Source organism: Streptomyces litchfieldiae, from assembly GCF_031845365.1.
Classification (GTDB): Bacteria; Actinomycetota; Actinomycetes; order Streptomycetales; family Streptomycetaceae; genus Streptomyces; species Streptomyces litchfieldiae.
Window position 1 is genome coordinate 546,658 of sequence record NZ_JAVREL010000002.1, and the last position, 19,670, is coordinate 566,327.

At 73.8% G+C, this 19,670-nt stretch carries 23 protein-coding genes and 1 pseudogene; 12 read left to right on the forward strand and 12 right to left on the reverse strand.

Annotated features, from left to right (window positions below; translation table 11 throughout):
• Window positions 1-6 precede the first annotated feature (6 nt).
• On the reverse strand, window positions 7-654 hold the full coding sequence (locus tag RM590_RS06150) for an FMN-dependent NADH-azoreductase (protein ID WP_311703336.1): 648 nt from the start codon (window positions 652-654) through the stop codon (window positions 7-9).
• Window positions 655-758: 104 nt separating this feature from the next.
• On the opposite strand from RM590_RS06150, the gene RM590_RS06155 reads away from it, so the two are divergent.
• Genes RM590_RS06155 through RM590_RS06165 form a run of 3 tightly spaced genes read left to right on the forward strand, consistent with a single transcriptional unit; the run spans window position 759 to window position 2,330 of the window.
• Window positions 759-1,166, forward strand: coding sequence for a winged helix-turn-helix transcriptional regulator (locus RM590_RS06155; RefSeq protein ID WP_311703337.1), 408 nt, complete (start codon window positions 759-761; stop codon window positions 1,164-1,166).
• A gap of 9 nt (window positions 1,167-1,175) precedes the next feature.
• Window positions 1,176-1,976, forward strand: a complete 801-nt coding sequence (locus tag RM590_RS06160; protein WP_311703338.1) for a J domain-containing protein — start codon at window positions 1,176-1,178, stop codon at window positions 1,974-1,976.
• 18 nt (window positions 1,977-1,994) lie between these two features.
• On the forward strand, window positions 1,995-2,330 hold the full coding sequence (locus RM590_RS06165; RefSeq protein ID WP_311703339.1) for a rhodanese-like domain-containing protein: 336 nt from the start codon (window positions 1,995-1,997) through the stop codon (window positions 2,328-2,330).
• Here the strand turns inward: RM590_RS06165 and RM590_RS06170 are convergent.
• From RM590_RS06170 to paaA, 6 genes are read right to left on the reverse strand one after another with little or no spacing between them, the layout of a single operon-like run.
• On the reverse strand, window positions 2,299-3,495 hold the full coding sequence (locus RM590_RS06170) for an aminotransferase class I/II-fold pyridoxal phosphate-dependent enzyme (protein ID WP_311703340.1): 1,197 nt from the start codon (window positions 3,493-3,495) through the stop codon (window positions 2,299-2,301). The genes RM590_RS06165 and RM590_RS06170 overlap by 32 nt on opposite strands.
• Before the next feature lie 24 nt (window positions 3,496-3,519).
• Entirely contained in the window at window positions 3,520-4,551 is a 1,032-nt protein-coding gene (locus RM590_RS06175; RefSeq protein WP_311703341.1) for a 2Fe-2S iron-sulfur cluster-binding protein, read from the reverse strand.
• A complete protein-coding gene (gene paaD, locus RM590_RS06180) occupies window positions 4,551-5,024 on the reverse strand; it encodes a 1,2-phenylacetyl-CoA epoxidase subunit PaaD (protein WP_311703342.1) in 474 nt (157 codons plus the stop codon). Before paaD ends, RM590_RS06175 begins: the two co-directional genes overlap by 1 nt.
• Window positions 5,018-5,725 carry a 1,2-phenylacetyl-CoA epoxidase subunit PaaC gene (gene paaC, locus RM590_RS06185; protein ID WP_311703343.1) on the reverse strand — a complete coding sequence of 236 codons (708 nt, stop codon included), beginning with the start codon at window positions 5,723-5,725 and terminating at the stop codon, window positions 5,018-5,020. Before paaC ends, paaD begins: the two co-directional genes overlap by 7 nt.
• Window positions 5,722-6,015, reverse strand: a complete 294-nt coding sequence (gene paaB / locus RM590_RS06190; protein WP_311703344.1) for a 1,2-phenylacetyl-CoA epoxidase subunit PaaB — start codon at window positions 6,013-6,015, stop codon at window positions 5,722-5,724. Before paaB ends, paaC begins: the two co-directional genes overlap by 4 nt.
• Entirely contained in the window at window positions 6,012-6,938 is a 927-nt protein-coding gene (gene paaA / locus RM590_RS06195; protein WP_311703345.1) for a 1,2-phenylacetyl-CoA epoxidase subunit PaaA, read from the reverse strand. The genes paaB and paaA overlap by 4 nt, the downstream gene beginning before the upstream one ends.
• Window positions 6,939-7,069: 131 nt before the next feature.
• Between paaA and RM590_RS06200 the strand changes: the two genes are divergently transcribed.
• From RM590_RS06200 to RM590_RS06210, 3 genes are read left to right on the forward strand one after another with little or no spacing between them, the layout of a single operon-like run.
• Window positions 7,070-7,801 carry a DUF5819 family protein gene (locus RM590_RS06200; protein ID WP_311703346.1) on the forward strand — a complete coding sequence of 244 codons (732 nt, stop codon included), beginning with the start codon at window positions 7,070-7,072 and terminating at the stop codon, window positions 7,799-7,801.
• Window positions 7,802-7,803: 2 nt separating this feature from the next.
• Window positions 7,804-9,096, forward strand: a complete 1,293-nt coding sequence (locus RM590_RS06205) for an HTTM domain-containing protein (protein WP_394813808.1) — start codon at window positions 7,804-7,806, stop codon at window positions 9,094-9,096.
• The gene (locus RM590_RS06210) at window positions 9,078-9,821 is read left to right on the forward strand and encodes a TrmH family RNA methyltransferase (protein ID WP_394813795.1); all 744 of its coding nucleotides are present in this window, start codon (window positions 9,078-9,080) and stop codon (window positions 9,819-9,821) included. The genes RM590_RS06205 and RM590_RS06210 overlap by 19 nt, the downstream gene beginning before the upstream one ends.
• Before the next feature lie 100 nt (window positions 9,822-9,921).
• On the opposite strand, the gene RM590_RS06215 is transcribed toward RM590_RS06210, so the two are convergent.
• Window positions 9,922-10,326, reverse strand: a complete 405-nt coding sequence (locus RM590_RS06215; RefSeq protein WP_311703347.1) for a VOC family protein — start codon at window positions 10,324-10,326, stop codon at window positions 9,922-9,924.
• A gap of 42 nt (window positions 10,327-10,368) precedes the next feature.
• Window positions 10,369-11,058: an HAD family hydrolase gene (locus RM590_RS06220; protein WP_311703348.1), complete on the reverse strand. Its 690-nt coding sequence runs from the start codon at window positions 11,056-11,058 to the stop codon at window positions 10,369-10,371.
• Between the two features lie 261 nt (window positions 11,059-11,319).
• On the opposite strand from RM590_RS06220, the gene RM590_RS06225 reads away from it, so the two are divergent.
• Window positions 11,320-11,544 (forward strand): hypothetical protein, encoded by a 225-nt coding sequence (locus RM590_RS06225; RefSeq protein WP_311703349.1) that lies wholly within the window; start codon window positions 11,320-11,322, stop codon window positions 11,542-11,544.
• A gap of 12 nt (window positions 11,545-11,556) precedes the next feature.
• Here the strand turns inward: RM590_RS06225 and paaN are convergent, their stop codons facing one another.
• Window positions 11,557-13,200 (reverse strand): phenylacetic acid degradation protein PaaN, encoded by a 1,644-nt coding sequence (paaN, locus tag RM590_RS06230; RefSeq protein ID WP_311703350.1) that lies wholly within the window; start codon window positions 13,198-13,200, stop codon window positions 11,557-11,559.
• 67 nt (window positions 13,201-13,267) lie between these two features.
• Between paaN and RM590_RS06235 the strand changes: the two are divergent.
• Together RM590_RS06235 and RM590_RS06240 are read left to right on the forward strand one after the other, a co-directional pair.
• Window positions 13,268-13,849 (forward strand): annotated as a pseudogene (locus tag RM590_RS06235) (TetR/AcrR family transcriptional regulator); the annotation flags it as partial.
• Window positions 13,850-13,974: 125 nt separating this feature from the next.
• The gene (locus tag RM590_RS06240) at window positions 13,975-15,144 is read left to right on the forward strand and encodes a nitric oxide synthase oxygenase (protein WP_311703351.1); all 1,170 of its coding nucleotides are present in this window, start codon (window positions 13,975-13,977) and stop codon (window positions 15,142-15,144) included.
• Here the strand turns inward: RM590_RS06240 and RM590_RS06245 are convergent.
• Window positions 15,128-15,745, reverse strand: coding sequence for a dihydrofolate reductase family protein (locus RM590_RS06245; RefSeq protein ID WP_311703352.1), 618 nt, complete (start codon window positions 15,743-15,745; stop codon window positions 15,128-15,130). The genes RM590_RS06240 and RM590_RS06245 overlap by 17 nt on opposite strands.
• A gap of 85 nt (window positions 15,746-15,830) precedes the next feature.
• The gene (locus RM590_RS06250; protein WP_311703418.1) at window positions 15,831-16,316 is read right to left on the reverse strand and encodes an Lrp/AsnC family transcriptional regulator; all 486 of its coding nucleotides are present in this window, start codon (window positions 16,314-16,316) and stop codon (window positions 15,831-15,833) included.
• 140 nt (window positions 16,317-16,456) lie between these two features.
• On the opposite strand from RM590_RS06250, the gene RM590_RS06255 reads away from it, so the two are divergent.
• From RM590_RS06255 to RM590_RS06265, 3 genes are read left to right on the forward strand one after another with little or no spacing between them, the layout of a single operon-like run.
• The gene (locus RM590_RS06255; protein WP_394813796.1) at window positions 16,457-17,527 is read left to right on the forward strand and encodes a thiamine pyrophosphate-dependent dehydrogenase E1 component subunit alpha; all 1,071 of its coding nucleotides are present in this window, start codon (window positions 16,457-16,459) and stop codon (window positions 17,525-17,527) included.
• Between the two features lie 5 nt (window positions 17,528-17,532).
• The gene (locus RM590_RS06260; RefSeq protein WP_311703419.1) at window positions 17,533-18,492 is read left to right on the forward strand and encodes an alpha-ketoacid dehydrogenase subunit beta; all 960 of its coding nucleotides are present in this window, start codon (window positions 17,533-17,535) and stop codon (window positions 18,490-18,492) included.
• Window positions 18,489-19,667 (forward strand): dihydrolipoamide acetyltransferase family protein, encoded by a 1,179-nt coding sequence (locus RM590_RS06265; RefSeq protein WP_311703354.1) that lies wholly within the window; start codon window positions 18,489-18,491, stop codon window positions 19,665-19,667. Before RM590_RS06260 ends, RM590_RS06265 begins: the two co-directional genes overlap by 4 nt.
• Window positions 19,668-19,670: the final 3 nt, after the last annotated feature.

Genomic DNA, 19,670 nt, shown 5'->3' on the forward strand with positions numbered 1-19,670 from the left:
CCGTCGTCAGGCGGCGAGCTGCGTGACCAGGGCTTTCGCCCGGGCCTCGGCGTCCTCGTGGGCCTGCGCCCGCGAGGCGTGGGCCTTGTCCACCAGCGCGGCCATGGACGGCGTGACCGGCGCCAGCGTCAGCTCGGGAACGATGAAGTGCACATCGGCCTTGAGCTGCTCACCGAGGACGAACTGGAGGTAGGGCTCGATGTAGTCGCGGCCCTCGTTCGGGGTGCCCGGGGCATAGGAGCCGCCGCGGCTGGTGACCACGGTGATCGGCTTGCCCGCGACGCTCTCGGCCCCGCCGGCCGTGCGGCCCACCAGGACGATGTTGTCCAGCCAGGTCTTCAGCGTCGAGGGGATGGACCAGTTGTACATCGGGGCGCCGATCAGCACGGCGTCCACGGATTCCAGCTCGCCCAGCAGCTCCTCGCGGATCGCGAAGGCCGCCCGCTGCTCCGGGGTGCGGTCCTCGGGGGCGACGAAGCCGGCCGTGTGCGCCTCCGCGGTGAGATGGGGCAGCGGAGCGGCGGAGAGATCGCGGTAGATCACCGTGCCCTCCGGGTGCTGCTCCTCCCACGTCTTGCGGAAGCTCGCGGTCACCGCACGGGAGACGGACTGCTCACCGTTGAGGGAGCTGTCGATGTGCAGCAACGTGGCCATGGGGTCCTCCATAAGGGGATTAGTTGGTGCAGGTTCGTGCGCTACCAGTTTTACCATAGCAGCTTACTTTTCTGCACCAGCCGCCTTTCCGGTAAGCTGGCCTCATGCTGGACGCACAGGACAACCGGGACGAGGCGCTCCTGGCAGCCGGCGCCTACGACGAGGGGCCCTGCAGCGCGCCCGACAACGCCGTGCTGCGCGTTTTCGGCCTGCTGGGCAAGCGCTGGACCGGTGTGCTCCTCGCCACCCTGATGAACGGACCCGGACACTTCGCCGAGCTCAAGCGCGCGGTGCCCGGCATCAGCGAGCGGATGCTGTCCGACCGCCTCACCGAGCTGGCCCACGAGGGGCTGGTGAGCCGCACGGTCCAGGAGGGCCCGCCGCTGCGCGTCACCTACCGGCTGACCGAGGCCGGCCGCGAGCTGCGGCCCGCCATGGTCGAGCTCACCCGCTGGGCCGAGACCCACCTGGAGGGCGCCGCGGGGAACTGCCCCGGGGAGTTCCGGGCCTAGGCTGGCCGGGTGACGGATGACACGGATCACCATGACGAGGCGACCGGCCGGCTGGAGAGGGCCGTTCGCGCCGCCGAGACGGCGCTGATCGAGTTCGAGATCGCCGTGGAGACCTTCCGCATCGAGGTGGAGAACTTCTCCCGGCTCCACGAGCAGCGCCTCGGCCCCCTCTATGCCCGCCTGGAGGAGCTGGACGCCGAGATCGCCGAGGCCGTCGCCGCGCGCACCGGCGACCCCGAGGACGAGCGGCGCGCCCGCCAGGCGCGGGCGGCCGTCTCCCCGTTGCCGCTGGTCTCCGAGCTGTTCCAGGGCTGGCTGGACTCCGAGGGCTTCAGCCCCGAGGGCTATGCCATGCTCACCCAGCAGTCCGTCCAGGAGCCGCCCCGGGTCCGGCCCGGTGAGGAGGCCCGCAAGATCTACCGCGAGCTGGTCCGCCGCTGCCACCCCGACCTCGCCGTCGACGCGACCGAGCGGGACCGCCGCGACGCGTTCCTCGCCCGCGTCAACAAGGCGTACGCCCGGGGCGACGCCGACGAGCTGCGCGACCTCGCCGCCGAGTGGGAGCGCGGCGGGCAGGGACCGGACGCCGGGCGCGCCTACGCGGAGGAGCTGTACGCGCGCCTGGAGTGGCTGGCCCAGCGCAAGGAACTGCTCGCCGACGCCGCGGCCGCGCTGGAGGACAGCGCGATCGGCTCCATGTTGCGGATGGCCGGCGAGGACCCGGACGGCATGCTCGACGACATCGCCGCCGAGCTGCGGCAGCGGGTGGCCCGGCGGGAGGCCGAGCTGGCCGGACTGCTCACCGGCTGACGCCGGTAGGGTCATGGCATGAGCTTCACACTTCCCACCGTCCTGGCCGGTGCCGTGCCCGCCGGAGCGCGGCTGCTCGACGTCCGGGAGCCCGACGAGTGGGCCGCCGGGCACGCCGAGGAGGCGCTGCACATCCCGATCGGGCAGGTCGTCGGGCGGCTGGCCGAGATCACCGAGCACGCCGGCGAGGACCGGCTGTATGTGGTGTGCAAGGTCGGCGGCCGGTCCGCGCAGGTCACCGCGTATCTGGTGCAGCAGGGGCTGGACGCCGTGAACGTGGACGGCGGCATGCACGCCTGGCAGGCGGCCGGCCGGGCGCTGGTCAGCGAGGCGGGGGAGCCGTTCGTTCTGTGAGGCCGGTGCGCGCGCCCTCGCGTCCGCCGAGGGCGGCCAGCCGCTTGACGGCGTCGCGCAGCGCCTCCGGCCTGCGGCAGAACGAGAAGCGCACCAGCCAGGGCGCCGGGTCGGTGCCCTGCCGGAACGCGGACGTGGGGATCGCCACCACCCCGGCCAGCGCCGGCAGCTCCCGGCAGAACCGCAGGCCCTCGGTGAACCCCCACGGCCGGATGTCCGCCTGGATGAAGTAGCCGGCCTCCGCGCGGCACGGGCTGAGCCCCGCCTCGGCGAGACCGGCGGCCAGCAGGTCCCGGTTCGCGGTGAGGGTGCCGCGCAGGTCCGCCGCCCAGTCCTCGACCGCGCCCAGCATCCGGGCGATGCCCGCCTGGTACGGGGTGCCCGAGGCGTACGTCAGCCACTGCTTGACCGAGGCGACGGCCGTCACCAGCTCGGCCGGGCCGCACACCCAGCCGACCTTCCAGCCCGTGACGTTGAACGTCTTCCCGGCCGAGGACACCACCAGCGTGCGCTCCCGCATCCCGGGCAGCGTCGCGATCGGCACATGCCGGGCGCCGTCGTAGACCAGGTGCTCGTACACCTCGTCGGTGACCACCGTCAGATCGTGCTCGACCGCGATCTCCGCGACGGTCCGCAATTCGGCCTCGGTGAATACCTTTCCGGTCGGATTGTGCGGGGAGTTGAGCAGCAGCAGTCGGGTGCGGCCGGTGACGGCGGCGCGCAGCGCGTCCGCGTCCAGCGCGAAGCCGTCGCCCTCGACGGCCAGCGGCGCCGTCACCAGCTTCGCGCCGGAGAGCGCGGCGTCGGCCGGGTAGGCGTCGTAGCACGGGTCGAACGTGACGATCTCGTCGCCGGGCCCGGTCAGCGCCAGACACGCGGCGGCCAGTGCCTCGGTAGCGCCCGTGGTCACCAGCACCTCGCCGTCCGGGGCGTACTCCAGGCCGTACCGGGCGCGCTGGTGCGCGGCGACGGCCTCGCGCAGCGCGGGCAGCCCGGCCGCGGGCGGGTACTGGTTGTGCCCGGCGAGCACGGCGGCGGACACGTCGTGGAGCAGCGCGGGCGGGGAGTCGAGGTCCGGCACGCCCTGGCCGAGGTTGACGGCCCCGGTGCGGTGGGCGAGTTCGGTCATCTCGGTGAAGATGGAGGTCTCGGTCGCGCGGCTCATGGGCCACACGATAGGGGCCCTTCGCTAGGCGTCGAAGTCCAGCGCGACCCGTTCGGTCAGCGCGCGGGCCTGGCAGGCCAGGACATAGCCGGCGGTCAGTTCCGGCTCCTCCAGCGCGTAGTTCCGGTCCATCCGCACCCGGCCCTCGGTCAGCCGGGCTCGGCAGGTGCCGCACACCCCGCCGCGGCACGCGTAGGGCGCGTCCGGGCGGTTGCGCAGCACGGCGGCGAGCAGCGTCTCGCCCGGGGCCGTCGGCCAGGTGGCGCGGCGGCCGTCCAGCGTGGCGGTGAGGGTGCCGCCGCCCCTGGTGGCCGGGGCCGGGGCGGGCGGCGGCGGGGCGGCGCCCGCGTGGAACAGCTCGGCGTGCACGCGGGCGCGCGGAACGCCCAGCGCGCGCAGCGCGGCGCGCGCCGCGTCGAGCAGGCCGGGCGGGCCGCACAGATACCAGCCGGCGATCCCGGCCGGCGGGACCAGCGCGGGCAGCAGGGCGCGCAGCTTCGCGGCGTCCAGCCGCCCGGGCGCGAGGCCCGCCTCGCCGTCCTCGCGGGTGAGGACGTGCAACGGCTGGAAGCGGCCCGGATGGCGGTCCTTGAGGTCGGCCACCTCGTCCAGGAACATCGCGCTGGCCGCGCTGCGGTCGCTGCGCAGCAGCGTGAAACGGGCGGCCGGCTCGTCGGCCAGCAGCGTGGCGGCCATGGACAGCACGGGCGTGATGCCGCTGCCGCCGGTGATCGCGGCGAAGTGCCCGGGGCGCGGGCGCAGCGTGAAGCGCCCGGCGGGCGGCAGCACCTCGACGGTGTCCCCGGCGGCCAGCGCGGTGACCGCGTGCCCGGAGAACGCGCCGCCGGGCACCCGCCGTACGCCGACGGTCAGTTCGGCCGACCCGGGCGGGCCGCAGATGGAGTAGGTGCGGCGCAGGTCCCCGTGCCGGAGGGTGAGGTGCTGGCCCGGGACATGGCGGAACGTGTCGCGCAGCGCCGGTGGCACGGCGAACGTCAGGGCCACCGCGTCCTCGGCGGCCGGGCGGACGCGGGTGACGGTCAGCGCGTGGAACATCACCGCTCCTTGACGTGGTCGAACGGCTCCCGGCAGTCCTCGCAGCGGCGCAGCGCCCGGCAGGCGGTGCCGGAGAACGGGCTCATCAGCGTCGTGGCGGCGCTGCCGCAGCGCGGGCAGCGCACGTTCGGCGCGGCCGGCAGCCCGACGAACACCGGCCCGCCGGGCCGCGGCGGCGCGATCCCGGCGGCGGCGAGCTTCCGCCGCCCCTCGGCCGTGATGTCGTCGGTGGTCCACGGCGGCGACATCACCGTGCGCACGACGACGTCGCCGGCGCCGTGCGCACGCAGGGCCCGCCGGATGTCATCGGCCATGACCTCGATGGCCGGACACCCCAGATAGGTCGGCGCCAGCTCCACCTCGACCCGCCCGCCGGAGCATGTGACGCCGCGCAGCACGCCCAGCTCGGCGAGCGTGACCATGGGCAGCTCGGGGTCCACGATCCCGGCCAGCACCGCCTCCGGGTTCACCACGTCGCCCCCGGGTGGCTGCGGTGCAGGTGCTGCATCTCGGCCAGCAGGCGGCCCAGGTGCTCCGTGTGGATGCCCCGCCGCCCGCCGCCCGCCGACCAGACGGCGGGCGCGGCCGGTGGCGGGACCGGCAGGGTGGCCTCGGTGAGCGTGGCGGTCACGCGTTGCGTCCAGGCGGCCCGCAGCTCCGGCCAGTCGACGCCCGCCAGGCCCGGGACGGGCTCGAACAGCTCGGCGGTGTAACGCCACAGCGCGGGCACCGCCCGGCGCATCCGGGCGTGGCTGCCGGGGGTGCCGTCGCCCAGGCGCAGCGTCCAGGTCACCGCGTGGTCGCGGTGGTAGGCCGTCTCCGGGCGGCACTGGGCGGCCAGCGGGGCCAGCTCGCCGCCGCCCGTGGCCAGTTGGCCGTAGAGCAGCTCCTGCCAGGTGGCGTAGTAGAGCTGCCGGACGATCGTGTGCGCGAAGTCGCCGTTCGGCTGCTCGACGAGCTGCACGTTGGTGAACCGCCGCTCGTCCCGGCGGAACGCGAGCTCGTCCTCGTCGCCTGCCAGGGACAGCAGCGCGCGGGCCTGGCCCAGCAGGTCCAGGGCGAGGTTGGCCAGCGCGACCTCCTCCTCCAGCACCGGCGCCCGGCCCGCCCACTCGGCCAGCCGGTGCGACAGCACCAGCGCGTCGTCCCCCAGCGCCAGGGCCGCCGCCGTCACAGGTGCCGCACCCCCTCGGGGACCTCGTAGAACGTGGGGTGCCGGTACGGCTTGTCGCCGGCCGGCCGGAAGAACGGGTCGCGTTCGTCCGGCGAGGACGCGGTGACGGCCGCCGCCGGCACCACCCAGATCGAGACGCCCTCGCCGCGCCGGGTGAAGAGGTCCCGGGCGTTGCGCAGCGCCAGCTCGGCGTCCGGCGCGTGCAGGCTGCCCGCGTGCGTGTGGGCCAGGCCGCGCCGGGGCCGGACGAAGACCTCCCACAGCGGCCACCCGGCCGCGGCCCCGCTCACGCCGCCGCCCGCGCCGCGCGCTTCGCGGCGTACGCCGCCGCGGCCTCGCGCACCCACGCGCCGTCCTCGTGCGCGCGGCGCCGGTGCGCCAGCCGCTGTTCGTTGCACGGGCCGTCGCCGCGCACCACGGCCTCGAACTCCGCCCAGTCCACCGGGCCGAAGTCGTAGTGGCCGCGCTCCTCGTTCCACCGCAGCCCGGGGTCCGGCAGCGTCAGCCCGAGATGCTCGGCCTGGGGCACACAGATGTCCACGAAACGCTGGCGCAGCTCGTCGTTCGTGTGCCGCTTGATCTTCCACGCCATCGACCGGGCACTGCGCGGCGAGGCGTCGTCGGGCGGGCCGAACATCATCAGCGACGGCCACCACCAGCGGTCCACCGCGTCCTGCGCCATCGCGCGCTGCTCGGGAGTGCCCCGGGACAGCGCCAGCAGCAGCTCGTATCCCTGGCGCTGGTGGAACGACTCCTCTTTGCAGATGCGCACCATTGCTCTGGCGTAGGGGCCATAGGAGCAGCGGCACAGCGGCACCTGGTTGGTGATCGCCGCGCCGTCCACCAGCCAGCCGATCGCGCCGATGTCGGCCCAGGTGAGCGTCGGGTAGTTGAAGATCGACGAGTATTTCTGGCGCCCGGTGTGCAGCTTGTCCAGCAGCTCGTCGCGGTCGGCCCCCAACGTCTCGGCGGCGCCGTAGAGATACAGCCCATGGCCGGCCTCGTCCTGGACCTTCGCGATCAGAATCGCCTTGCGGCGCAAGGAGGGTGCCCGGGTGATCCAGTTGGCCTCCGGCTGCATGCCGATGATCTCGGAGTGCGCGTGCTGCGCGATCTGCCGGATGAGCGTGGCCCGGTAGGCGTCCGGCATCCAGTCCCGCGGCTCGATCCGTTCGTCGTCGGCGATGGCCCGCTCGAAGCGTTCGGCGTTCATCGGCCCTCCCTCGGTGCCGACCGATCGTTCGGTTCGATGGTGATCCGGGCGCACCGGCGTGTCAAGGCCGCCGGAGGACCGGTACCGTGCATCGGGTCAAGCGAGAGCAGTTCTGGGGGAACGGGCCGAGCATGCTGCCATCCGAGACGGCGCCCGAGCACGCCGCACGTGATTCACACGCCGATACGCCGACGGAATCCGTCCGCCTCGGCGCGCTGTCGCTGCCCGCGCGGCTGGTCATCGCCCTGGCGGTGGGGGGACTCGCGTCCTTCGCGGTGTGGCATCTGGCGATGGTGTTTCTCTTCGTCTCACCGTCGAACACGATGCGCGAGGACCACTACGAGACGATGCGCGGCTATATGTACCCGGAGTTCGAGCAGAACTGGAAGCTGTTCGCTCCCAATCCGCTCCAGCGCGACGAGGCCGTGCACGTCCGCGCCGAGGTGCGCGACCCGGACGGCTCCAGCCGCGTCACCGAGTGGATCGACCTGACCGCGATGGACATCGAGGGCATCCGGCACCGGTTGCTGCCCAGCCACACCGCGCAGAACTCGCTGCGCCGCGCCTGGGACTTCTACACCAACTCCCACGACGAGGACGGCGATCCGGTCGGCCTGCGCGGCGAGCTGTCGGAGGAGTACGTGCGCCGCATCGCGATGCTGCGGCTGTCCGACACCCTCGACGTGGACACCGTGCAGCGCATCCAGTTGCGGGCGGCCACCACGCGGGTGCCCGCGCCGGACTGGCGCGCCGAGGACTTCGACACCTCGACCGTCTACGACGAGCTGGACTGGTGGGTGGTCACCACCGATGATCTGCCGGGCGGCGCCCTGGCGAGTGGGCAGGAGGGGGACCAGCGGTGAGCATTCCCGCGCAGCGGTCGACGGAGACCGCCACCAAGGGCACGGGGAACGAGCCGCCGTCGCCGTTTCGCGATCTGGGCGGCCGGTTCGACGCGGCGCTGGCCCGCGGCATCGGGCACATCACGCGCCGCGCGCTCGGCCCGTACCAGACCGCGATCGTCCGCATCGGCTTCGCGACGACCGTGCTGCTGTTCCTGCTGCACGAGTGGCCCCACCGGCATGAGATGTACGGGCCGGACAGCCCCTGGGGCTTCGACCTGGCCACGCGGTTCGTCGATGACAACGGCGCGTTCACCGTGCTGCTGTGGTCGAGCTCGACGGCGTGGTTCGAGCTGGTCTACCACCTGACGATGCTCGCCGCCGTCGGCATGCTGCTGGGCTGGCGCACCCGCGCCTCGTCCGTGCTGTTCATGATCGGCGTGCTCTCGGTGCAGAACCGCAGCGTCTTCATGGGCGACGGCGGGGACAACGTCATCCACCTCATGGTGATGTACCTGGTGCTCACCCGCTGCGGGCAGGTGTGGTCGCTGGACGCGCGCCGGCTCGCGCGCCGCCGCGCACAGCAGCCGGAGCGGCACGTCACCGACGACCCGGCCGGGATCGCGCTGTGGGCGGTGCTCGGCGTGCTGCTGGTCGCGGCGCTGGTCTCCGGGAAGATCGACAGCCCGGTGTGGTCGCTGTTCTTCGCCGGGATGTGGCTGGTGCACGGCTACTGGTGGCTGATCCGCCGCTACGCGCCCGGTGAGCCGCGCATCGTCTCGGACGTCATCGGCAACCTGGTGCACAACGCGGCCCTGTTGGTGATCATGGCCGAGGTCTGCGTCATCTACGCGACGGCGGGCTGGTACAAGATCCAGGGCTCCCGCTGGCAGGACGGCACCGCCGTCTACTACCCGATGCAGCTCGACTACTTCAACGTCTGGCCGGAGATCAGCGAGTTCCTCGGCGACAGCGGCCTGATCATCATGGCCCTCACCTATGGCACGGTCATGGTCCAAGTGGCGTTCCCGTTCGCCCTGCTGAACCGGCGGGCGAAGAACGTCCTGCTGGTGGTGATGATCGGCGAGCACATCGGCATCGCGGTGCTGCTGGGCCTGCCGTTCTTCTCGCTGGCCATGATCGCCATGGACAGCGTCTTCCTGCCCACCGCGTTCCTGCTGTGGCTCGGCTCGCGCGCCCGGCGTGTGACCGAGCCGGTGCGCCGCCGACTGCGGCGGGCCGCCCCGGCGCCCGCCGCGCCGGAACCGGCGGGTGTCACCGAGGCGCGCTCCCCGGCGTGGGCGAAATCCACGTGAGCGGCGGGGAGGCCGTTCTGCGCTGGCGGGAACTGGCCGCCGGCGACACGGTGTTGCTGGACGGCTTCCACGCGCTCAAGCACGCGCTGCGCTTCGGCGCCACGATCCCGCTCGCGCTGGCCGCCGACAAGCCCGCCGTGCTCGGCCTGGCCCGGGACCTCGCGCCCGATCTGGCCGGGCGGCTGGACGCCCTGCTGACGCCCGTGGCCCCCGCGACGCTGCGCGAGCTGGTGGACCGCCCGCACCCGACCGGCGTCGCGGCGCTGGCCCACCCCGCGCCGCGCGCGCCCGCCACCGGCGGGGCGCCCGTGGTCGTTCTCGACAACCCGCGCCATCTCGGCAACATCGGCGCCGTGATCCGCCTCGCCGCGGGCGCCGGCGCGGCCGGGGTCCTCACCACCGGCACCGTCGACCCCTGGCACCCGGCCGTGCTGCGCGCCGCCGCCGGGCTGCACTTCGCGACGGCGGTCACCCGCACCAGCGTGGGCGACCTGCCGCCGGGCCCGCTGTACGCCCTCGACCCGGCCGGCACGGACATCCGCTCGGTCCCGGTGGCGGACGGCGCGTTGCTCGCCTTCGGCTCCGAACGCGCCGGGCTGTCCGAGGAGTTGCGGAAACGGGCCGACACGCTGGTGGCGCTGCCGATGCGTTCGGGCGTCTCCAGCTACAACTTGGCGACCAGCGTCGCGATGGCCCTCTTTCACTGGATGCGCTCGATCGGGTGACGAGTGGCCGCCGGCAGATGCCGCGCGCGGCCACGGAAGCGGCGTCGTGCCCGTTTGCTCCCGAAAACGCCGCACAGCTCCCGGTGGGCGTGCTCCCGGCTCAGGACCAGTCGCGGGTGGAGAGCACCAGCCGGTACCCGTCCGGGTCCGTGAGCGTGACGCCCCAGGTGTCCCAGTACGGGTTGTGCGCCGGGACGCGGGTGCCGCCGTGCGCCACCAGGCGATCGACCAGCTCCGCCGGTACCTCCTCGCCGAGGTAGACGACGAGCAGGTCCTCCGGGGTGGGGGCGGGCTCGGTCGGGTGGGCGCCCTCGGCCACCAGCTCCAGATGCCAGCCGGCGTCCGGCCAGCCGACCATCAGCAGCGCGTGCTCGCCGGGGGTGCCGTCCCAGTCGTGCCGGTAGAGCACGGTGAGGCCCAGCCCGCCGACCCAGAACCGCTCGGCGGCGGCCAGGTCGCGCGACGGCCGGGCGATGCGGATGTGTGCCTTGCTGTCCGCGGGCATGTGAAGCTCCCCTCGACGCGGTGTTCTCGTCGGTCGCTCAACTCACCGGACCGGCGCGGAATTCCCCGGCCGGCCCTCCGCCGCGTTCAGCTCCTCGACGCGGTCCGGGAGCTGCCGCAGCCCGTCGATCACCAGCGTGGGCAGCGCCGCGGCGTCCGGGGCGTTGTCCTGGATCAGCGCCCAGGGGCCGCGCCGGATGAGCGCGGTGCGCAGGCCCACGGCGGCGGCGGGCCGGATGTCGGTGTCCAGCCGGTCGCCCACGTACAGGATCTCCTGCGGCGCCAGGCCGACCAGTTCCACCAGCAGCTCGAAGAACCGCGGGTCCGGCTTCTCCACTCCCCAGTCGTACGAGGTCGCGACCACGTCGAGATAGCCCGTGAACTGGGTGCGCAGGATCTTCGTGGTGGCCTTCGACTGGTTGGCCGCGATGCCCAGCGTCAGGCCCGCGTCGCGCAGCAGCTTGATGGTGATCCGCACGTCGGGGTACAGGTCGTTCTCGCCGAACCACTCCGGATCGCCGATGTCGTCCCGCTTCTCGCGCTCCGCGTCGTGGTCGAAGCTGCCGTGGAAGAGGTGGAAGATCTCGTAGGGGTCGCGCCCCTGGGCGATCAGCGCGCCGAACCGCGCCGAGAACGTGTGCCGGGGCACGCCCAGCCAGTCCGCCCAGCCGCCCCACTCGCGGCTCTCGTCCACCAGACACTCGCCCACGTCGAACATGACGGCTCGAATCATGCGCGGCAGCGTAGGACGCGGCCCGGGGTCCGCGCCGCCCGCCGTCCCCGGTACGGGCGACGCGCGGGCAAAACGGGGACAGCGGCCCGGCCGGTGCGGCATAGTGCCCCAACGCGCTCGAACGGATGCGCCTTTCTCACCGCCGCGGCGTCCCCCGATTGAGTTTTTCGTTGCGCAATGCGGTGGAAACACGCGACCGGCCGACATCGGGACCCTCCACAGTGGTGTCCGAGAAGACGGACGGACTTCGAGGGAGCCGTGATGTCCTGGGCCGACGGCGCGTGCGTGGTCGATACGCGGACCGGCAGGGTGGGCAGGGTCGGGGGGCGGACGGGCCCCCGGCTCCATCTGCGTCCGCTCGGCGGCGGCCGGCCGTGGGACTGCCCGCACGAGGCGGTGCGCGCCGCCACCGAGTGGGAGCAGCGCAACGCGGACGTGCTGGAGGCGACCCGGCGGTTCTGGCGGCCGCCCGCCCGCCGGGCCTGAGCCGGAAGCGGTCTACGCCGGCCGGCGGATCTCCACCGTGGTGAAGCGGGGCGCGACATAGGCGGCGTCCACGAGCGCCGCGTTGGCCGCCGGGTTGCCGCCGGAGCCGTGCAGGTCGGCGAAGGCCGCGGTCTGGTTGATGTAGACGCCGCCCGTGAGGTTGAGCGAGAGCTGTGCGCTGGTGTCGAGGCAGACCTCGGTCAGCTCGGCCGCGACCGACGGCGACGTCGTGTGGCCCAGCACGGTCATCGCGCCCCGTTCGGTCAGGGTGCGGCGCAGCACCGCCAGGGCCTCGGCGGTGGAGTCCACCGCCAGGGCGTAACTCACCGGCCCGAAGCACTCGCCCCGCCACACCGGCGCGGTCGCCGGGTCGGCGGCGTCCAGCCGGACGATCAGCGGGGTGCGGACGGTGGCCCCGGGGAACTCGGGGTGCGGCAGCGACCGGGAGGCGAGCGCGATCTCGCCGGACCGCTCGGCGGCGGCCAGTCGGTCCAGCACGCCGGGGTTCACGATGGCGCCCAGCAGCGCCACGGCCCGCTTCTCGTCGGCCAGCAGCCGGGTCACGGCGGCGGCAAGGTCGGCGACGACCTCGTCGAAGGACCGGTGCCCGGTGTCGGTCTCGATCCCGCCGCGCGGGATCAGCAGGTTCTGCGGGGTGGTGCACATCTGCCCGCTGTAGAGCGAGAGGGAGAACGCCAGGTTGGCGAGCATCCCGGCGTAGTCGTCGGTGGAGTCGACGAGGACCGTGTTGACGCCGGACTTCTCGGTGAAGACCCGCGCCTGCCGGGCGTGCGTCTCCAGCCAGTCGCCGAACGCGGCGGAGCCGGTGTAGTCGATGAGGCGGATCTCCTCGCGCAGCGCCAGGGTGCGCGCGATGCCCTCGCCGTCCCGTTCGGCGGCCAGCGCCACCAGGTTGGGGTCGAAGCCGGCCTCGGCCAGCGTCTCGCGCGCGACGCGCACGGTCAGCGCGAGCGGCAGCACGGCGCGCGGGTGGGGCTTGACCAGCACCGGGTTGCCGGTGGCCAGGGAGGCGAAGAGGCCGGGGTAGCCGTTCCAGGTGGGGAAGGTGTTGCAGCCGATGAGCAACGAGATCCCGCGCGGCACCGGCACGAACTCCAGGGCCAGCCGCAGCGGTTCGCGCTTGCCCTGGGGCTTGGTCCACTCCGCGCGCGCCGGCGTGCGCGTCTGCTCCGCGTAGGCGTGCGCCACGGCCTCCAGCGCCCGGTCCTGCGCGTGCGGCCCGCCCGCCTGGAACGCCATCCCGTACGCCTGCCCCGTCGTGTGCATCACGGCCCGCGCGAACTCCGGGCTGCGCGCGTTGATCCGGCGCAGGATCTCCAGACAGGTCAACGCCCGCGTCTCGGCGCCGGCCGCCCGCCAGCCCGGCAGCGCCGCGCGCATCGCGGGCAGCAGCACGTCGGGGTCCGCGTGCGGGTAGTCGATGCCGAGGGGGAAGCCGTAGGGCGAGACCTCGCCGCCCGTCCGGCCGTCGGTGCCGGGCTGGTCGAGCTCGAAGGGGCGGTCGCGCAGCGCCGCGAACGCGGCCTCGCCGTCGTCCTCGTAGGCCCGGGGGAGTTCGGGGTGGGGAGACCAGTACGCCCGGCTGCGGATGGTCCGGACGGCGGTGTCCAGCGTTTCGCGGTGCGATGTGACCATGGCACGATAGTGCTGCCGAACGAACGGTCGGTGCAAGACCGCCGCAGACACGCACGGAACGGGGACCATGGCAGGCAAACGGGACGCCTACACGCCGGAGAGCCTGCTGGCGGTGGCGGTCGAGGTGTTCAACGAACGCGGCTACGACGGCACGTCGATGGAGCACCTGGCCCGGGCCGCGGGCATCTCCAAGTCCTCCATCTACCACCATGTGCCCGGCAAGGAGGACCTGTTGCGGCGCGCCGTCAGCCACGCGCTGGACGGCCTGTCGGCGGTGCTGGCAGAGCCCGCCGCGGTCAGCGGCCCGGCCGTCGCGCGGCTGGAGCACGTCGTGCGGCGCACCGCCGAGGTGCTGATGGAGCGGCTGCCCTATGTGACCCTGCTGCTGCGCGTGCGCGGCAACACCGACACGGAACGCTGGGCGCTGCGCCGCCGCCGGGAGTTCGACCACCGGGTGGCCGCGCTGGTGGGCGACGCGGTCGCCGAGGGCGATCTGCGGCCGGGCGTGGATCCCCGGCTGGCGACCCGGCTGCTGTTCGGCATGATCAACTCGCTGGTGGAGTGGTATCGGCCACAGCCCGGCGGCCCCCGGGTCTCGGCCGAGGTGGTCGAAGCCGTGCTTTCCACCGCATTCGACGGGCTGCGCGTCCCGGGCCGGTCCCCGGCGGCCCCGGGGCCGGTGCCGTCATCAACTACCCTGACCCGCAGTGGGGGTGACTCAGCAGCGCGAGAAACGCACGAGACGCAAGCGAGCACGTAGACCCCGGGATGCCCATGAACCCCCACCGATCCACCCCCGGTACCCGCCCGACGACTCGCTGGCGGCCGCCCGACTGGGGTGAGGCGGAGGCGTTCATCCGGCAGTTCCACGCCGAACAGCCCGACCAGCCCGTCCCGTTGACGACCCGGCTGCGGCAGATCCGGGAGCACCTGGAGCACACCGGCACCTACCGGCACACCACCGCCGAGCTGGAGTTCGGCGCCCGGGTGGCCTGGCGCAACTCCAGCCGCTGCATAGGCCGGCTGTACTGGAAGAGCCTGCGCGTCCTGGACCGGCGCACGGCCGTCACCGCCGACGAGATCCACGGCCACCTCTGCGACCATCTGCGGCTGGCCACCAACTCCGGCCGCATCCGCCCGGTGATCTCCGTCTTCGCCCCGGCCACCCCGTACCGCGACGCGCCCCGGGTGTGGAACAGCCAGCTCATCCGCTACGCCGGCTACCGCGCCCTGGACGGCACCCCGATCGGCGACCAGGGCCAGCTCGGGTTCACCGACGCGGTGCGCCGCCTGGGCTGGCAGGCGCCGGGCGGGTGGTTCGACGTCCTGCCGCTGGTCATCCAGACGCACGGCGACAAGCCGCAGCTCTACGACGTGCCGCGCGACCTCGTGCTCGAAGTGCCGCTCAGCCACCCGAACGAGCCGCGCTTCGCCGCGCTCGGCCTGCGCTGGCACGCCGTGCCCGCCATCTCCCAGATGCGGCTCACCATCGGCGGCATCGACTACCCGCTGGCCCCGTTCAACGGCTGGTACATGGGCACCGAGATCGGCGCCCGCAACCTCGTGGACCCCGGCCGCTACCACCTGCTGCCGCTGATCGCCGAGCTGCTGGGCCTGGACACCAGCAGCGAGACGACGCTGTGGCGGGACCGCGCGCTGGTCGAGCTCAACGTCGCGGTGCTGCACTCGTTCCAGGCGGCGGGCGTCAAGATCAGCGACCACCACACCGAGTCCCGCCGCTTCCTCACGCATCTGGCCCGGGAAAAAGAGCAGGGGCGGATCGTCCCCGCCGACTGGAGCTGGATCGTGCCGCCCGTCTCCGGCGGGCTGACCCCGGTCTACCACCGGTACTACGACGAGGCCGACCTGCGCCCCAACTTCTACCTCGACGAGGACGCCCGGGCGCTGGGCGAGGGGCGCTGCCCGGTCAGCCGGGCTCCGTGAACGAGCCGTGCCCCGGCTTGCCCGCCGGCTCGTACACATGCACAACGACGCCCGAGGCGGTCGTCGCGGTGTCCGTCAGCCGCAGCGCCACGTCCGTGCCGCCCTCCGGGAACAGCTTTTTGCCGCCGCCCAGCACCACGGGGTGGATCAGCAGCCGCAGCTCGTCGATGAGGCCGTGCCCCAGCAGGGACTGCGCCAGCGTCCCGCTGCCGTGGATCTGGAGCTCCCGCCCCGGCCGCCGCTTCAGCTCGGCGACGGCCGCCGGCACGTCCTCGCCCAGCACCGTCGTGTTCGCCCAGTCCGGCTTGTCGAGCGTCCGGGAGGCCACGTACTTCGGCAGCGAGTTGAGCGGGCCGGCGATCGGGTCCTCCGGGTCGGTGACGCGCGGCCAGTACCCCGCGAAGATGTCATACGTCCGGCGGCCCAGCAGGAACGCGTCCGCCCGCTCGAACCAGCCCGCCACCAGGCGGCCGAAGTCGTCGTCCGCGTAGGGGAACACCCAGCCGCCGTGCGCGAACCCGCCACTGGTGTCCTCGTCCGGCGCGCCGGGGCCCTGCACGACCCCGTCCAGCGACAGGAACTCCGTCAGCGTCAGCCTCATGATCCGTCTCCCGTTCCGCGCGCTTCCGTGCGCGTTGTCCCGAATCCCCCGGTACGCCAGTGCCGACCGGACCGGGCGCGGAAACTCATCGGTCCGGCGGCAGATCCCGTTCCTCGAAGACCAGCAGGGTGCGGGTGCTCAGGACCTCCGGCATCCCCTGGATCCGGGTCAGCACCAGCTCCCGCAGCGCCCGGTTGTCGGCGGTGTGGACCAGCAGCAGAACGTCGAAGTCCCCGCTGACCAGGGCGATATGGGCCGCCCCCGGCAGCGCCTCCAGCTTGGCGCGCACCGTGCGCCAACTGTCCTGCACGATCTTCAGCGTGATGTACGCCGACGCCCCCTGGCCGGCCCGCTCGTGGTCCACCCGGGCGGTGAAGCCGCGGATCACGCCCTCCTCGATCAGCCGGTTGATCCGGGCGTAGGCGTTGGCCCGGGATATGTGCACCTGTTCGGCCACCGAACGGATCGACGCGCGGCCGTCCGCGCGCAGCAGCCGCAGAATCGCGGCGTCTATCGGATCGAGCGGCCGAACGGGCTGCGCCGGGCGCGAAGTCAACTGGTCCTCCGGCATGGGCGACAACCTCCCCTCCCTGGACATCCTGCCCCCATATCACGGCAAATCAGACCACCTGTCCACAGGCTCGCGCGACCCGTAGCCAAGCTGCGCCATCAACCGAACAATCGGTAGGGAGCCCGCTCGCCCGCGAGGAGGTGCCCGCCGTGACCGTGTCGCAGTTGTCGGTCGACCCCGCCGTCGCCCTGCTGCCGGAGCCCGAGCCGCACCGGCTGCTGGGCTCGGTGCCCCCCGATCCGGTGCTCTGGCCCCGGCTCCACCGCGAACTGGTGCGCGGGCGCCGCTACAACGCCCAGGCCACCGCGCTCACCCGGCAGGGCCGGCTCGCCGTCTACCCGTCCTCCACCGGCCAGGAGGCGTGCCAGGTCGCCGCCGGCCTCGCGCTCGGCCCGCGCGACTGGCTCTTCCCCAGCTACCGCGACACCCTCGCCGCCGTCGTCCGCGGCCTGCCACCGGCCGCCGCCCTCGGCCTGCTGCGCGGCGACTGGCACACCGGCTACGACCCGCGCGCCCACCGCGTCGCCCCGCTGTGCACCCCGCTGGCCACCCAGCTCCCGCACGCCGTCGGCCTCGCCCACGCCGCCCGGCTGCGCGGCGACGACGTCGCCGTCCTCGGCCTCGTCGGCGACGGCGGGACCTCCGAGGGCGACTTCCACGAGGCGCTGAACTTCGCCGCCGTCTGGCGCGCCCCCGTCGTCTTCCTGGTGCAGAACAACGGCTACGCCATCTCCGTACCACTCGCCAAGCAGACCGCCGCCCCCACCCTCGCCCACAAGGCCATCGGCTACGGCATGCCCGGGCGGCTCGTGGACGGCCAGGACGCGCCCGCCGTCCACGACGTGCTGACCCGGGCGCTGGCGCGGGCCCGGGCCGGCGAGGGCCCCACCCTGGTGGAGGCCGTCACCTACCGCCTCGACGCGCACACCAACGCCGACGACGCGACCCGTTACCGCGCCGAGGACGAGGTCGCCGCCTGGCGCGCCCGCGACCCGCTGGACCTGCTGGAACGGGAGCTGCGCCGGGCCGGCCTGCTCACCGACGAGGGCGCCGCCGACGCCCGCGCCGAGGCCGAACGCACCGCCGCCGAGCTGCGCGAGGCCCTGGGCGCCGACCCCGCGCTGCGCCCCGCCGACCTGTTCGCCCATGTCTACGCCACCCCCACCCCGCAACTCGCCGAGCAGGCCAGGCAGTTCGGGGAGGCGCCGTGATCACCATGGCCCAGGCCCTCAACCGCGCGCTGCGCGACGCGCTCACCGAGGACCCCGCCGTCCACCTGCTCGGCGAGGACATCGGCGCGCTCGGCGGCGTCTTCCGCGTCACCGACGGGCTGGCCGCCGAGTTCGGCGAGGAGCGCTGCACCGACACCCCGCTGGCCGAGGCCGGCATCCTGGGCACCGCCACCGGCATGGCGATGTACGGACTGCGGCCGGTCGTCGAGATGCAGTTCGACGCGTTCGCCTACCCCGCGTTCGAGCAACTTGTCTCCCACGTCGCGCGCATGCGCAACCGCACCCGCGGCACCCTGCCCATGCCGCTCACCGTCCGCATCCCCTACGGCGGCGGCATCGGCGGCGTCGAGCACCACAGCGACTCCTCCGAGACGTACTACATGGCCACCCCCGGGCTGCACGTGGTCGCCCCGGCCACCGTCGCCGACGCCTACGGCCTGCTGCGGCAGGCCATCGCCTCCGACGACCCGGTCGTCTTCCTCGAACCCAAGCGCCTGTACTGGAGCAAGGGCGAACCGGCCGCCGAAGTACCGCCGTTGGGGCGGGCGGTGGTCGTCAGGCCGGGCGCCGACGCCACCCTCATCACCTATGGCCCCGCCGTGCCGGTCTGCCTCGCCGCGGCCGACGCCGCCCGTTCGGCCGGCTACGACCTGGGCGTCGTCGACCTGCGCGGTCTGGTCCCGTTCGACGACGCGACGGTCTGCTCGGAGGTGCGCCGCACCGGGCGCGCCGTCGTCGTCCACGAGGCGGCCGGCTTCGCCGGGCCCGGCGCCGAGATCGCCGCCCGCGTCACCGAGCGCTGCTTCCACTACCTGCGCGCCCCCGTGCTGCGCGTGACCGGCTTCGACATCCCCTATCCGCCGCCGCTGCTCGAACAGCACCATCTGCCCGACGCGGACCGCGTCCTGGCCGCGGTCTCCCGGCTCCAGTGGGACCTCGTATGACGACCGCGCGCGAATTCAGGCTGCCCGACCTCGGCGAGGGACTGACCGGGGCGGAGATCGTCCGCTGGCTGGTCAAGGTCGGCGACTCCGTGGCCGTGGACCAGCCCGTCGTGGAGGTGGAGACCGCCAAGGCGCAGGTCGAGGTGCCCTGCCCGTGGGCGGGCACCGTCGCCGCCCGGTTCGGCGCCCCCGGCGAGGAGATCCCCGTCGGCGGCCCGTTGATCCACATCGCCACCGAGGCGGACGCGAACACCGCCACGCCCGTTCTGGTGGGCTACGGCCCGTCCCCCGAACCCCGGCCCCCGGCGCTTTCCCCCACCCGCGAGGACACGGTCGCCCCCTCGCGCGCGGCGCCGGGGACCGGCCCCTCCCCCGACGAGCCGGTCCCCGTGGCCTCCCCGCTCGTGCGGCGGCTGGCCCGGGAACGCGGCGTCGACCCCCGCCGGATCACCGGCACCGGCCCCGGCGGGCTGGTGAGCCGCGCGGACGTCGAACGGGCCGCCGCCGCCGACCGCGTTCCGCTCACGGGCGTCCCGGCCGCCATGGCCGACAACGTGACCCGCGCCCACGCCGAGATCCCCGCCGCCACCTGCTGGGTGGACGCCGACGCCACCGAACTCCTGGCCGCCCGCCGCGCCACCGGGCTGCCCCTGCTGGCCCTCCTCGCCCGCGTCTGCCTCGCCGCGCTCACCCAACACCCCGGGCTCAACGCCTCGCTGGACGCCGACGCCCGGGAGATCGTCCGGCACCGCGCCGTGCACCTCGGGCTCGCCACCCAGACCGACCGCGGCACGCTCGTTCCCGTGCTGCGCGACGCCGGGTCGCTGCCCGGCCACCGGCTCGCCGAGGAGCTGACCCGGCTCACCGAGCGGGCCCGCGCCGCCGCCCTGCCGCCCGCCGACCTCACCGGCGCCACGTTCACCCTCAACAACTACGGGGTCTTCGGCGTGGACGGCTCCACCCCGCTGCTCCAGCCGCCCGGCGGCGCCATGCTCGGCGTCGGCCGCGTCACCGAGAAGCCCTGGGCCCACGACGGCCGGCTCGCGCTGCGGCACGTCGTCCAGCTCTCGCTCACCTTCGACCACCGTGTCTGCGACGGCGGCACCGCCGGCGGCTACCTGCGCGACGTCGTCGACCGTGTCGAACAGCCACTCCTCCTGCTCCGCGATCTTTAGCAC